Origin of the sequence: Hydrogenophaga sp. IBVHS1 (genome assembly GCF_002127265.1) — a bacterium.
Classification (GTDB): domain Bacteria; phylum Pseudomonadota; class Gammaproteobacteria; order Burkholderiales; family Burkholderiaceae_C; genus Hydrogenophaga.
In genome coordinates this window covers 2,788,567-2,800,906 of the sequence record NZ_NFUU01000001.1, presented here as the reverse complement: position 1 = coordinate 2,800,906, position 12,340 = coordinate 2,788,567, and the positions used below count along the sequence as shown (strand labels likewise).

The 12,340-nt window shown below is 63.5% G+C and carries 15 protein-coding genes; 12 read left to right on the top strand and 3 right to left on the bottom strand.

The features are described 5' to 3' along the window. Nucleotide 1: 1 nt before the first annotated feature. Entirely contained in the window at nucleotides 2-1,444 is a 1,443-nt protein-coding gene (locus tag CAP37_RS13540) for a mannose-1-phosphate guanylyltransferase/mannose-6-phosphate isomerase (RefSeq protein WP_086124647.1), read from the bottom strand. Between the two features lie 156 nt (nucleotides 1,445-1,600). Between CAP37_RS13540 and galU the strand changes: the two genes are divergently transcribed. Then, entirely contained in the window at nucleotides 1,601-2,485 is an 885-nt protein-coding gene (gene galU, locus CAP37_RS13535) for a UTP--glucose-1-phosphate uridylyltransferase GalU (protein ID WP_086124646.1), read from the top strand. Nucleotides 2,486-2,488: 3 nt separating this feature from the next. Here the strand turns inward: galU and CAP37_RS13530 are convergent, their stop codons facing one another. Together CAP37_RS13530 and CAP37_RS13525 are read right to left on the bottom strand one after the other, a co-directional pair. Continuing rightward, nucleotides 2,489-3,226, bottom strand: coding sequence for an SAM-dependent methyltransferase (locus tag CAP37_RS13530; RefSeq protein ID WP_086124993.1), 738 nt, complete (start codon nucleotides 3,224-3,226; stop codon nucleotides 2,489-2,491). Between the two features lie 59 nt (nucleotides 3,227-3,285). Continuing rightward, a complete protein-coding gene (locus CAP37_RS13525) occupies nucleotides 3,286-3,885 on the bottom strand; it encodes a Maf family nucleotide pyrophosphatase (protein ID WP_086124645.1) in 600 nt (199 codons plus the stop codon). Nucleotides 3,886-3,922: 37 nt separating this feature from the next. Here CAP37_RS13525 and CAP37_RS13520 point away from each other — a divergent pair, with 37 nt between their 5' ends. The 11 genes from CAP37_RS13520 to CAP37_RS13470 all read left to right on the top strand — a co-directional run bounded on the left by CAP37_RS13520 (nucleotide 3,923) and on the right by CAP37_RS13470 (nucleotide 12,338). Then, entirely contained in the window at nucleotides 3,923-4,480 is a 558-nt protein-coding gene (locus tag CAP37_RS13520; RefSeq protein WP_086124992.1) for a DUF177 domain-containing protein, read from the top strand. A gap of 121 nt (nucleotides 4,481-4,601) precedes the next feature. Beyond that, nucleotides 4,602-4,784: a 50S ribosomal protein L32 gene (gene rpmF / locus CAP37_RS13515; RefSeq protein ID WP_019575026.1), complete on the top strand. Its 183-nt coding sequence runs from the start codon at nucleotides 4,602-4,604 to the stop codon at nucleotides 4,782-4,784. Between the two features lie 113 nt (nucleotides 4,785-4,897). Continuing rightward, nucleotides 4,898-5,959, top strand: coding sequence for a phosphate acyltransferase PlsX (plsX, locus tag CAP37_RS13510; protein ID WP_086124644.1), 1,062 nt, complete (start codon nucleotides 4,898-4,900; stop codon nucleotides 5,957-5,959). A 19-nt stretch (nucleotides 5,960-5,978) separates the two neighbouring features. Next, nucleotides 5,979-6,956 carry a beta-ketoacyl-ACP synthase III gene (locus CAP37_RS13505; protein WP_086124643.1) on the top strand — a complete coding sequence of 326 codons (978 nt, stop codon included), beginning with the start codon at nucleotides 5,979-5,981 and terminating at the stop codon, nucleotides 6,954-6,956. Between the two features lie 36 nt (nucleotides 6,957-6,992). Beyond that, nucleotides 6,993-7,946, top strand: a complete 954-nt coding sequence (gene fabD, locus CAP37_RS13500) for an ACP S-malonyltransferase (RefSeq protein ID WP_086124642.1) — start codon at nucleotides 6,993-6,995, stop codon at nucleotides 7,944-7,946. Nucleotides 7,947-7,962: 16 nt separating this feature from the next. Next, nucleotides 7,963-8,724 carry a 3-oxoacyl-ACP reductase FabG gene (fabG, locus tag CAP37_RS13495; RefSeq protein WP_086124641.1) on the top strand — a complete coding sequence of 254 codons (762 nt, stop codon included), beginning with the start codon at nucleotides 7,963-7,965 and terminating at the stop codon, nucleotides 8,722-8,724. Between the two features lie 118 nt (nucleotides 8,725-8,842). Further along, nucleotides 8,843-9,082 (top strand): acyl carrier protein, encoded by a 240-nt coding sequence (gene acpP, locus CAP37_RS13490; protein WP_068173947.1) that lies wholly within the window; start codon nucleotides 8,843-8,845, stop codon nucleotides 9,080-9,082. A gap of 93 nt (nucleotides 9,083-9,175) precedes the next feature. Continuing rightward, nucleotides 9,176-10,420 carry a beta-ketoacyl-ACP synthase II gene (gene fabF / locus CAP37_RS13485; RefSeq protein WP_086124640.1) on the top strand — a complete coding sequence of 415 codons (1,245 nt, stop codon included), beginning with the start codon at nucleotides 9,176-9,178 and terminating at the stop codon, nucleotides 10,418-10,420. Between the two features lie 33 nt (nucleotides 10,421-10,453). Further along, nucleotides 10,454-10,933: a hypothetical protein gene (locus tag CAP37_RS13480; RefSeq protein ID WP_143435940.1), complete on the top strand. Its 480-nt coding sequence runs from the start codon at nucleotides 10,454-10,456 to the stop codon at nucleotides 10,931-10,933. Nucleotides 10,934-10,988: 55 nt separating this feature from the next. Then, on the top strand, nucleotides 10,989-11,630 hold the full coding sequence (rpoE, locus tag CAP37_RS13475; protein ID WP_086124991.1) for an RNA polymerase sigma factor RpoE: 642 nt from the start codon (nucleotides 10,989-10,991) through the stop codon (nucleotides 11,628-11,630). Nucleotides 11,631-11,669: 39 nt separating this feature from the next. Beyond that, on the top strand, nucleotides 11,670-12,338 hold the full coding sequence (locus CAP37_RS13470; protein ID WP_086124638.1) for a sigma-E factor negative regulatory protein: 669 nt from the start codon (nucleotides 11,670-11,672) through the stop codon (nucleotides 12,336-12,338). The last annotated feature ends 2 nt before the right edge of the window (nucleotides 12,339-12,340 follow it).

Genomic DNA, 12,340 nt, shown 5'->3' with positions numbered 1-12,340 from the left:
GTCACTTGTCCGTCTTGGCCGCGTCCGGCTGCCGGCCGTAAATGTCTTCCAGTCGAACGATGTCGTCCTCGCCCAGGTAGCTGCCCGACTGCACCTCGATCATCTCCAGCACCATCTTGCCGGGGTTGTGCAGACGGTGCACCTCGCCAATCGGAATGTAGGTCGACTGGTTTTCGGACAGCAGGTAGACCTCCTGTCCGCGCGTGACCTCTGCCGTGCCTTTGACGATGATCCAGTGCTCGGCCCGGTGGTGGTGCTTCTGCAGGCTGAGCGAGGCACCCGGCTTGACGCCAATCCGCTTGACCTGGAAACGCTCGCCCACGTCCACGCTGTCGTACCAGCCCCACGGCCGGGCAACGCGGCGGTGTGTGGCCGCTTGCGAGATGTTGCGCGCGCTCAGGTGCGCCACCACGTCCTTGACCTGTTCTGCGTGGTCGCGCTGCGCCACCAGCAGGGCATCGGGTGTGTCAATGATGAGCAGGTCCTGCGTGCCCAGCGCCACCACGGTGCGCCCTGGGGCGTGAATGAACGTGTTGCGAGCCTGCAAGGCATGTCCGTGACCCGTGACGCGGTTGCCGTCGCCGTCGGCGGTACTGAGCTCGGCCACCGCATTCCAGCTTCCGACGTCGCTCCACTGGCCCTGAAACGGGACCACCGCCACGTTGTCGTGCGGCTCCATCACAGCGTAGTCGATGCTCTGCGAGCGGCAGCCCAGGAAAGACGCCGCCTCGGGCCGCACAAAACTCACGCGGCCCACCGCTTCGGTGCGGGGTTGGGCCATGGCGTTTTCGCAGGACTGAAGGATGTCCGGGGCGTGCCTTGCCAGCGCTTCGATGAGGACGCTGGCGCGCACCAGAAAGATGCCAGCGTTCCACAGCACATTGCCTTGCAGCAGCAAAGCCTGAGCAGCAGCAGGCGCGGGCTTCTCGATGAATCGCGCCACGCTCCGGCTGCCGTCCGCGCGGTCGTCGCCTTGCTGGATGTAGCCGTATGCGCTGCTGGGGAAACTGGGGACCACGCCAAAGGTGACGATGGCACCGCCCTCGGCCGCTGCCACGCCTTGTTTTATGGTCCTGGCGAAGGCGCTCGCATCGGGAATGTGGTGGTCGGATGGACAGAAAAGCAGCAACGGATCTGCATTGCCCTGCGACCGAGCGAGCAACGCGGCCAGCGCCATGGCAGCGGCGGTGTTGCGGGCGGCGGGTTCCAGCAGCACCTGCCCGGCGGCATGCTGTGAATCCAGTGCATCGGCCACCAGAAAGCGGTGGTCCTCGCTTGCCACGCAGATGGCCGGCGCCGCGCACCAGGCCAGGCGTTCGAGCGTGAGCTGCAGCAGGTTTTTGTCGCCCAGCAGCGGTACAAACTGTTTCGGAAAACTCTGCCGGCTGAGGGGCCACAGGCGGGTGCCTGAGCCCCCGCAAAGAATGACGGGGGTGATGCTCATGGGCGCTGTATGTTGCGGTTGGGTCGAACTCCAGCCTGCCAGGCGGCAGTATTCAACGGTCGACCCGAGTCAGTGTAGTCTGTAGGCTGTGCGCTTAACACACGCCGTTAACATGGTGAGCCAAACTTCACGAACCCGCAGAAAAGGCGAATCTACATGACCATCCGGAAAGCAGTTTTTCCCGTAGGCGGCCTCGGTACCCGCTTCCTGCCCGCCACGAAGGCCATCCCCAAAGAGATGCTGCCGGTGGTGGACAAGCCCCTCATGCAGTACGCGGTGGAAGAGGCCTACGCAGCCGGCATTCGCGAGATGATTTTTGTTACCGGCCGTCACAAACGCGCGATCGAGGATCACTTCGACACCGCCTACGAACTCGAGGTCGAACTTGAGGCCGCTGGCAAGGGTGCCTTGCTGGAGCTGGTGCACTCCATCAAGCCCGCAGACATGGACTGCGTCTACGTGCGCCAGCCCCGCGCGCTCGGCCTGGGTCATGCCGTGTTGTGCGCCGAGAGGCTGGTGGGCAACGAGCCTTTCGCCGTGCTGCTGGCCGACGACCTGATGATGGGCCGCGACCAGGCCAAGGGTGGCCCTACGGTGTTGCAGCAGATGGTGCAGGCCTACGAGTCAAGTCCGGGTACCGTGCTGGCGGTGCAGGACGTGCCGCGGGCCGAGACCAAGCGCTATGGCGTGGTGGACGTGCACGGCAACCAGCAGCAACTGGCCGAGGTGTTCGGCATGGTGGAGAAGCCCGCGCCCGAGGTGGCTCCCTCCACGCTCGCAGTGGCCGGACGCTACATCCTGACCCCCGCGGTTTTCGAAAGCATCCGTCGCCAGCCGCGCGGCGCCGGCGGCGAAATTCAGCTCACCGATGGCATCGCAGCGCTGATCGGCGTTGAGAAGGTTCAGTCGTTCCGCTACGACGGCCAGCGCTACGACTGCGGCAGCAAGGAAGGCTTCCTGGAAGCCACGATCGATCTCGCGCTGGCCAACGCGGAACTCAGTGGTTCGGTGCGTGCGCACCTTCAGCGCATCATGCGCTGAAGCTCATCGGCCCAACAGGAAGACGCACGGCGCCTGCAATGGCAGGCCGCTCTGCAAATCCTTCGATTGCCGCCATTCGCTCACCAGCGCGCTGCGGCTCACCTGTTGATCCAGGGTCAGCGCGCCGCTCACCGCGAGACGCGTGTGTGGGTGCAGCGTCTGAAGCAGCGCCCGCAGCAAGGCGACATTGCGGTACGGCGTTTCGATGAGGATCTGCGTCTGCCCCGTTTTCAGTGCCAGCGCCTCCAGGTCACGTAGGCGCCTGGCGCGCTCGGCGGTTTCCTGGGGGACGTAACCCACAAACGCGAATTGCTGTCCGTTGAGCCCGCTGGCTGCCAGCGCCAGCATGAGTGAAATCGGTCCCGTCAAGGGCAGTACCCGCAGGCCCAGCGCGTGCGCCGCCCGAACAATCGAACTGCCCGGGTCGGCGATGGCCGGCATGCCCGCTTCGCTGACCAGGCCGATGTCGTGCCCTGCGAGTGCGGGCGCCAGCAGATCCCGCGCTGCTGGCTCGCCGTCGGCTTGAGGCGCATGGTCGCCCTTCTTATGCGCTGCGCGGGGCAACTCCGCGATGTGTTGATCCTGCAGCGGCGCGGCCAGGCCAGCAGCCGACTCCACCCGCTTGAGGAAGGCGCGCGTGCTCTTGGCGTTCTCCGTGATCCAGTGTGTCAGCCGGCTGGCGACGGCCAGGGTTTCGACGGGCAGGAAATGGCCGACGGGCGCGGTTTCTTCAAGGCCCATGCCGAAATCCAGCGGCGTAGGCACCAGGTAGAGCGCCCCTTGCTTGTTGAAGTGGGTGCTCACAATATCTTCACGCCTGCTGCCCGGATCATGCGGCAAGTGCGGATCAGGGGGAGTCCGACCAAAGCGGTGGGGTCGTCGTTGTCAATGCGCTCCAGCAGCGCGATGCCCAGTCCCTCGCTCTTCGCACTGCCAGCACAGTCGTAGGGCTGTTCGGTCCTCAAATAGTGTTCGATCTCATCCTCGCCCAGGGTGCGAAAAACCACGCGCACGGGCGCGATGTCAGATTGTTCAAATCCCGTGTCCACACACACCACCGCCAGCGCGGTCTGGAACACCACCGTCTTGCCGCTCATGCGCCTGAGCTGCTCGACCGCCCGTTCGTGTGTCCCGGGCTTGCCCAGAGGTTCACCGTCAAGGTCGGCCACCTGGTCACTGCCGATCACCACAGCCCCTGGATACCGCCGCGCGACGTCGCGTGCCTTGGCGAGTGCCAGGCGCAGTGCCAAGTCGGACGGACTTTCGCCTGGATCAGGGGTTTCGTCGACCTGGGGTGCAATGGCCTCGAACGGCACACCGAGCCGCGACAGGAGTTCGTGACGGTAGCGGGAGGTCGAGCCGAGTACCAGGCTGCGGGCGGTGTGGGGCGAGGATGTCATGGGCGGTATTCTCTCTGCATTCTTTTACACTGCCTCCATGAAGACCCCCCCGAAATCCGCGTGGAATCCAGATCGACTGGATGCACGTGCCTTTGCGCAGGCGCAGGGCCATCTGACGCTCGACACGCCTCTGTCGCGTCTGCCGAGGCTGCGTGACGAGGCAGATGGCGACGCACCCTCCCTGGGCTCGGTGCACTGGGAGACCGACGCTGAAATGAGACCGGGGGCAACCGGCGCTGCGCCGTCGCCCTGGCTGCACCTGACGGCCCGGGCCAGCTTGCCGCTGACCTGCCAGCGCTGCCTGGGTCCCGTGGACACGCCGCTCGAAGTGGACCGCTGGTTCCGTTTCGTGGCCGATGAAGCCACGGCTGAAGCACAGGACGACGATGCCGAAGAAGACCTGCTGGCGCTGGAGCCGCGGCCCAGTCTGTATGAAGTGCTGGAGGACGAGTTGCTCATGGCGCTGCCGCTGGTTCCCTTGCACGGCACGTGTCCGGTGGACCTGGTGCACAAGGCAGGAGATCCCGGTGTGGCCGATGACGATCCGCCTCAGCGAAAGAACCCGTTTGCCGCTCTGGAGCAGCTCAAGAAGTGAGCCTGTAGCATCTGGACGGGCTTCAAGCTATAATGCTTGGCTTTGCGCTGGCATCCAGAGGCACCTGAAGAACTCAGGCTGTGCGGGTGAGGCGCCAACCTACCGAATTCAGGAGCCCACCATGGCCGTCCAGCAAAACAAAAAGTCCCCGTCGAAGCGCGGCATGCACCGCTCGCACAATGCGTTGAACGTGCCCGGCATCGCCGTGGAACCCACCACGGGTGAAATCCACCTGCGTCACCACATCAGCCCCAACGGCTTCTACCGTGGACGCCAGGTGTTGAAAAACAAGTCCGAAGCCTGAATGACGGGCCGCCTCTGGCCTCGCCGCGGCATCGCGATCGGGGACCAGCTGGCGATTGAGGCAAGAGCCCGCATGTCGCATGCGGGCTTTTTTTACGCTTCCAGGATGTCTTCATGATCACCATCGCCGTGGATTGCATGGGAGGGGACGTCGGTCCGGCGGTAACGCTGCCGGCCTGCAGCGCCTTTCTGACCAGCCACCCTCAAGCCCAGTTGCTGCTGGTGGGCAGGGCCGAGGTCTTCCGCGCCTGGCCCCAAGTCCTCAACAACGTGCGCTGCCGCGTGGTGCCCGCCACCGAGGTGGTGAGCATGGATGACCCGGTGGAAGTGGCCCTGCGGCGCAAGAAGGACTCGTCCATGCGCGTTGCCATCAATCAGGTGAAAGAGGGTGCAGCCCAGGCGGCGGTGTCGGCCGGCAACACCGGTGCGCTGATGGCGATCGCTCGTTATGTGCTCAAGACGATGGATGGCATCGACCGTCCGGCCATCGCCACTCAGATGCCCAACGCCCGAGGTGGCGCCACCACCGTGCTGGACCTCGGTGCCAATGTGGACTGTTCGGCGGAGCACCTGCTGCAGTTTGCGGTGATGGGATCGGCCCTGGTGGCTGCCGCCACCGGCCGCAAGGAGCCCAGCGTCGGTTTGCTCAATGTGGGCGAAGAAGTCATAAAAGGCAGCGAAGTCATCAAAAAAGCGGGTGTTCTGCTTCGAAATGCGTCCAACACCGGCGATCTGAACTTTTTCGGCAACATCGAGGGCGATGACATCTTCAAGGGCACGACCGATATTGTCGTGTGCGATGGCTTCGTCGGCAATGTGGCGCTCAAGGCCAGCGAAGGCCTGGCCTCCATGATCAGCGGCTTCATTCGGGAAGAGTTCTCTCGCAACATCTTCCGCAAAATTGCGGCCATCGTTGCTTATCCCGTGCTTATGTCGTTCAAAAGCCGCGTAGATCACCGTCGCTACAACGGCGCCGCGCTGCTGGGGCTTCAAGGCCTGGTCTTCAAAAGCCACGGCTCGGCCGATGCCTTTGCCTTCGAGACGGCGTTGAGCCGGGCTTATGATGCAGCCCACAACCATCTGCTCGACAACGTCCGTGAACGCATTGCCCATGCCAAGCCGTTGATCTCGCCGGAGTCTCTGCCCAGCGAACTCAAGAGCATTCCGACCCTTTGAATTCCTCGATTTTCCCCGCATGACACGTTACGCCCGCATCACCGGTACCGGCAGTTGCCTGCCTCCTCGGCGTTTGAGCAACGCCGACATGGTGACGATGCTGGCTGAGCGCGGCGTCGAAACCAGCGACGACTGGATTGTGGAGCGCACCGGCATTCGCGCGCGTCATTTCGTGGCTGACGGTGTTTACGCCAGTGACATGGCTCTGCACGCGTGCCGTCAGGCGCTGGAGGCCAGCGGCCTTCCAGCCAGCGAGATCGACCTCATCATCGTGGCGACCTCCACGCCCGACATGGTTTTTCCCTCTACCGCGGCGATCCTGCAGCACAAACTGGGTCTGGCCGGATGCCCCGCCTTTGATGTGCAGGCGGTGTGCAGTGGTTTCATTTATGCGTTGACCGTGGCCGATGCCATGATCCGCACGGGTGGCGCCCGCAATGCGCTGGTGGTGGGCTCAGAAGTGTTCAGCCGCCTGCTGGATTTCAGTGACCGCACCACCTGCGTGCTGTTCGGTGACGGTGCGGGGGCTGTGGTGCTGCAGGCCTCCGACACGCCGGGCATTCTGGCCACTGATATCCATGCCGACGGCAAACACACCGGCATCCTTTGTGTGCCGGGCCATGTCTCGGGGGGCCAGATTCTGGGCGACCCGCTGCTGAAGATGGACGGGCAGGCGGTTTTCAAACTGGCGGTCGGCGTTCTTGAGGACACGGCGCGCACCGTGCTGGAAAAAGCAGGCAGAACCACGGCCGACATCGACTGGCTGATTCCCCATCAGGCCAACATCCGCATCATGCAGAGCACGGCGCGCAAGCTCAAGATGTCCATGGACAAGGTGGTGGTGACCGTGGATCAGCATGGCAATACGTCGGCCGCGTCAATTCCGCTGGCGCTGGACCACGCGGTGCGTCTGGGCCAGATCAAGAAGGGCGACACGCTCATGCTCGAAGGTGTGGGCGGTGGCTTCACCTGGGGCTCGGTGCTGCTGGATTTCTGAGCCGGCCCTCCCGTCCTTGTCTGAAGAGAAGATCCCATGAAGAAGAATTTTGCATTTGTGTTTCCCGGGCAGGGTTCCCAGGCCGTGGGCATGCTGGACGCCTGGGGTGATCACCCTGCGGTGCTCGAAACCTTGAAAGAAGCGTCTGACGCCATGGGCGAGGACGTGGGCAAACTCATACATGAAGGTCCGGCAGAGGTTCTGGCGCAAACGGTCAACACCCAACCGGTGATGCTGGTGGCCGGCGTGGCGGCCTGGCGCGTCTGGTGCGCCGAGGGAGGTCAACCGCCGGCTGTCGTGGCGGGGCATTCGCTCGGCGAATACTCGGCCCTCGTGGCCGCTGGCTCTTTGACGCTGGCGCAGGCGGCCCCTCTGGTTCGATTTCGCGCACAGGCTATGCAGGACGCTGTGCCACCGGGTGCCGGTGCCATGGCAGCCGTGTTGGGACTGAGCCCCGCCAGCGTGGAGGCCGGCTGTGCAGAAGCAATGGCCAGCTTCGGCCCTGGCAGCCTCGAGGTGGTGGAGGCGGTGAATTACAACGACCCTGTGCAGACCGTGATCGCAGGCAGCAAGGCCGCGGTGGACAAGGCGTGCGAAGTGCTCAAGGCGCTGGGTGCCAAACGCACGCTGCCCTTGCCGGTGTCTGCGCCCTTCCACTCCAGCCTGATGAAACCTGCAGCCGAGAAGCTGAAGGAAAAGCTCGCCGACACCGTCATCATGTCGCCGCAGATTCCCGTCATCAACAACATCGACGTGGCGGTGCAAACCGATCCTGATCGCATTCGCGACGCTCTGTACCGCCAGGCCTTCGGGCCGGTGCGTTGGGTCGAGTGCGTCCTCGCCATCAAGGCCCTGGGCATCGACACCGTGGTCGAATGTGGCCCCCGCAAGGTGCTGGCTGCCATGGTCAAGCGCGTGGATCCCGAGCTGACCGGTGCGGCCCTTTTCGATCCCGCCACCTTGACTGAGGTCAAGGCCCTGCTGGCCTGACGTCTGGAGATTCCCCATGTCTGACATCAAATTTGCCGGCCAGGTGGCCCTGGTCACTGGCGCTTCTCGTGGCATTGGCGCCGCCATCGCACAGGAACTGGCTTTGCGCGGCCTCACCGTGATTGGTACCGCCACCAGCGATGAGGGTGCCGCCCGCATAGGCGTGGCGCTCACCGCTTTGCCTGGCGCTGCCAGCGGTTGTCGAGGCGCGAAGCTGGACGTCAACGATGCCGTGGCGGCCGACGCGCTGATCGATGAGATCGTCAAGTCCCATGGCGGTTTGCAGGTCCTGGTGAACAACGCCGGTATCACGCGTGACATGCTCGCGATGCGCCTGAAGGATGACGACTGGGATGCGGTGCTCGACACCAACCTCAAGGCGGTGTTCCGCATGAGCCGTGCCGTGATTCGTCCCATGATGAAACAGCGTTACGGCCGCATCATCAGCATCACCAGTGTGGTGGGTGCGTCGGGCAATGCCGGTCAGGCCAACTACGCGGCCGCCAAGGCCGGTGTGGCTGGCATGACGCGAGCGCTGGCGCGCGAACTGGGCAGTCGAAACATCACCGTGAACTGCGTGGCGCCTGGTTTCATCGAGACCGACATGACCGCTGCGCTGCCCGAAGAGCAGCAAAAGGCGTTGCTGGGCCAGATTCCACTCGGACACCTTGGAAAACCCGCCGACATTGCTCACGCGGTCGCTTATCTGGCCAGCCCGCAAGCTTCTTATGTCACCGGCCAGGAGCTGCACGTCAACGGCGGCATGTTCATGGCTTGATGCCACAGGGCAAATTGCATTCCTTCGTCGCGTGAGCCGCCCGGCGGGCCATCTGGGGAGACCTCCCCGGGATGGCTAAAATGGCGGCCTTGTATTTCAACCACCCTCAGAGGGACTTATGAGCGATATCGAAGCACGTGTTAAGAAAATCATTGCCGAGCAGCTCGGCGTGGAAGAGGGGCAGGTCACCAACGAGAAAGCCTTCGTGGCCGACCTGGGTGCCGACTCGCTGGACACGGTTGAACTCGTGATGGCTCTGGAAGACGAATTCGGCATCGAGATCCCTGACGAGGACGCCGAGAAGATCACCACCGTTCAGAACGCCATCGATTACGCGATGGCCCATCAGAAGGCCTGATGGTCAACGCATGACCGCCGGGTTGCCTTGGAGTTTCCAGGCGCTCCGGGGTCGACGCGTTGGACATTCAACGCACCGTCCTGAGGAACAAGAATGAGTCGTCGTCGTGTGGTCGTCACCGGTCTGGGATGCATCAGTCCCGTGGGAAACACCGTGGAAGAAGCCTGGACCAACCTGCTGGCAGGCCAGTCGGGCATCGGCCCCATCACGAGATTTGACGCCACCAACTTCGCGTGCCGCATCGCGGGTGAGGTCAAAAACTTCGATCTGGCTTCGTACATCGGTACGAAAGAAGCGCGATCGATGGACGCCTTCATTCACTTTGGTATTGCCGCTGCCCATCAGGCGGTGATGGATTCAGGCCTGCCAGTGGGCGATGCGCTGGACGACGAGCTGGCCACGCGAATTGGCTGCATCATCGGTTCGGGCATCGGAGGCTTGCCGCAGATCGAGGAAACCCACACCGAGCTCATGAATAGGGGCCCGCGCCGGATCTCGCCGTTCTTCGTGCCTGCCTCCATCATCAACATGATCGCCGGCCATGTTTCCATCCGGTTTGGATTCAAGGGGCCCAACCTCGCCGTGGTCACTGCCTGCACCACCGGCTTGCACTGCATTGGTGAAGCGGCCCGAAAGATCGAGTACGGCGATGCCGATGTGATCGTGGCGGGCGGTTCGGAAGCCACGGTCTCGCCACTGGGTGTGGGTGGCTTCGCCTCCATGCGCGCTCTTTCTACACGCAACGACGACCCAGCCACGGCTTCCCGCCCTTGGGACCGTGACCGCGACGGTTTTGTGCTGGGCGAAGGTGCTGGCGTGATGGTGCTTGAAGAATACGAGCATGCGCGTGCGCGCGGCGCCCGCATTTACGCAGAACTCAGTGGCTATGGCATGAGCGCCGATGCCGGGCACATGACTGCGCCCAACATGGACGGCCCGCGCCGCGCCATGGTCAATGCCTTGCGCAATGCAGGCATTAACGCCGACGAAGTTCACTACCTCAATGCTCACGGCACTTCCACGCCGCTGGGCGATGTGAACGAGAGCAACGCGATCAAGGCGGCGCTGGGCGAGCATGCCCGCAAAGTGGTCGTCAATTCGACCAAGTCCATGACTGGTCATCTGCTGGGTGGCGCAGGCGGCATCGAAAGCGTGTTCACCGTGCTGGCCTTGCACCACCAGAAGAGCCCCCCCACCATCAACATCTTCAACCAGGATCCGGAATGTGACCTGGACTACTGCGCCAACACCGCGCGCGACATGAAGATCGATGTGGCGGTGAAGAACAACTTCGGTTTTGGCGGCACAAATGGCACCCTGGTTTTCCGGCGCGCCTGACCCCAACGATCGCGCCTATCTCCTTCTTCTCGCATGCACAACGCCCCATCGGTGATGTACCCGGTGGGGCGTTGCCGCTTTCTCGCTGCCTTCATGGCATTGCTCGCCCTGGCGGGGCTTGGCATGCTGCTGCTGTGGTGGACGGCGGTGAGACATGCTTCGCTCGCCCAGGCATGGACAGCGTCGGCGGGGGCGGTGCTCTGGTTGGTTTGGGCCACATGGGCAACCTGGGACTGGCGACGATCCCATCGAGGGCGGCTGGAATGGGATTCGCAAGCACCCTCCGTATCCTTGTCGCCGGCAGACGGGCAGGGCGCCTGGCGCTGGCGGGGCGGGGGCTGTGTGGAAGCGACTCGCCTGGACAGTGTCGCGCTCGCCATCGACCTGCAGATACTGGCTTTGCTGCGACTCCGGGGCGCGGGCTGCGATTCCCGCTGGATCTGGGTAGAGCAATGGCGCGAGCCGGCGCGCTGGAACGACCTGAGGCGCGCGCTGCATTCGACCGACGGTTGATGGCATGGCCCGCAAGCCCGGTGGCGCAGAGCGCTTGGGGTATATTTTCGCGCGCATGACACTCGAAGATCACACCGCTCCCCCGCCGCCGGACAGCGATGTCATGCTGGTGCAACGCACGCTTGCCGGCGAGCAGAAGGCGTTTGAAATGCTGGTCATCAAGTACCAGCGCCGCGTTGAGCGTCTGATTGGTCGCATGGTGCGAGACAGCGACCTGGTACAGGACATCGCCCAGGAGACGTTTATTCGGGCTTACCGGGCTCTGGCCCAGTTTCGCGGCGATGCCCAGTTCTATACCTGGCTCTACCGCATCGCGGTCAATACGGCCAAGAAACAACTCATGGAACTCAAGCGTGACCCGCTGGTTTTCCAGTCGCAGATGAAATCGGCGGACGATGATGAAACTTCCGCCCCGGAACGCGAACTAAATTCGGGAGTAGCCGACACCGAGACGCCCGAGGCGGTGCTGGCGAGCAAGGAAATCGCCCAGGCGGTCAACGCCGCCATGGACGCGCTGCCTGAAGAGCTGCGCATGGCGATCACCCTGCGTGAGATCGAGGGCATGAGCTATGAAGAAATCGCCACGGCGCTGGAATGCCCCATCGGAACGGTACGTTCCCGGATATTCAGAGCCCGTGAGGCGATTTCGGGGCGCATCAAGCCGATGCTGGAGCGCCAGTCGGGAAAACGCTGGTAGGGCAACCGCTTCTTGCCTCGAGAAATTGGGATATCCATCATGAATGCCGCAGATATGAATTTGAACCCGTCGCACTCCCAGGAGTCGATGTCCGCTCTCGTCGATGGTGAACTCAGCGCCGCCGCGTTGAGTGGTTTGTTCGCGGAGATCGAAGCGGACCCGCAGAGCCTCGGTCATTGGCATGCCTATCATTTGATTGGCGATGTGCTACGCAGCTCGAACACGGTGGTGAGCAGCCAGGCGCCCGCCGATTTTCTGGCTGGTGTTCGGGAGCGCCTGAAGTCCGAAAGCGCGGTCGATCCCGTTCAGCCTGCGGTAACCCGCGTGGAATCGGTGACCCAGGTGGCCGCGAACGATGCCGTTTTTCGCTGGAAGATGGTGGCTGGTGTGGCCTCTGTGGCGGCGGTGATGGCGGTCACCTGGAGCCTTGTTGGCGTTGCGCCTCAGGGCGCCGGTGGAGCCTCGGGCCCGCAACTGGCCGTCGTGTCCCCTGCGCCGGCCAGCCCATCGAGCGTGGTACCGGTGGCGGGCGTGGCGCCTGTTGCAGCAACCAGCCAAGTGGCGGTGAATACCGGTCAGGGCGTCGTGATCCGCGATGCCAGGCTGGAAGAGTTGCTGGCGGAGCACCGGCAGCATGGTGGCATGTCCGCGCTGCAGATGCCCACTGGCTTCATCCGTGGTGCCACTTACGACGCCACCGACCGCTGAAC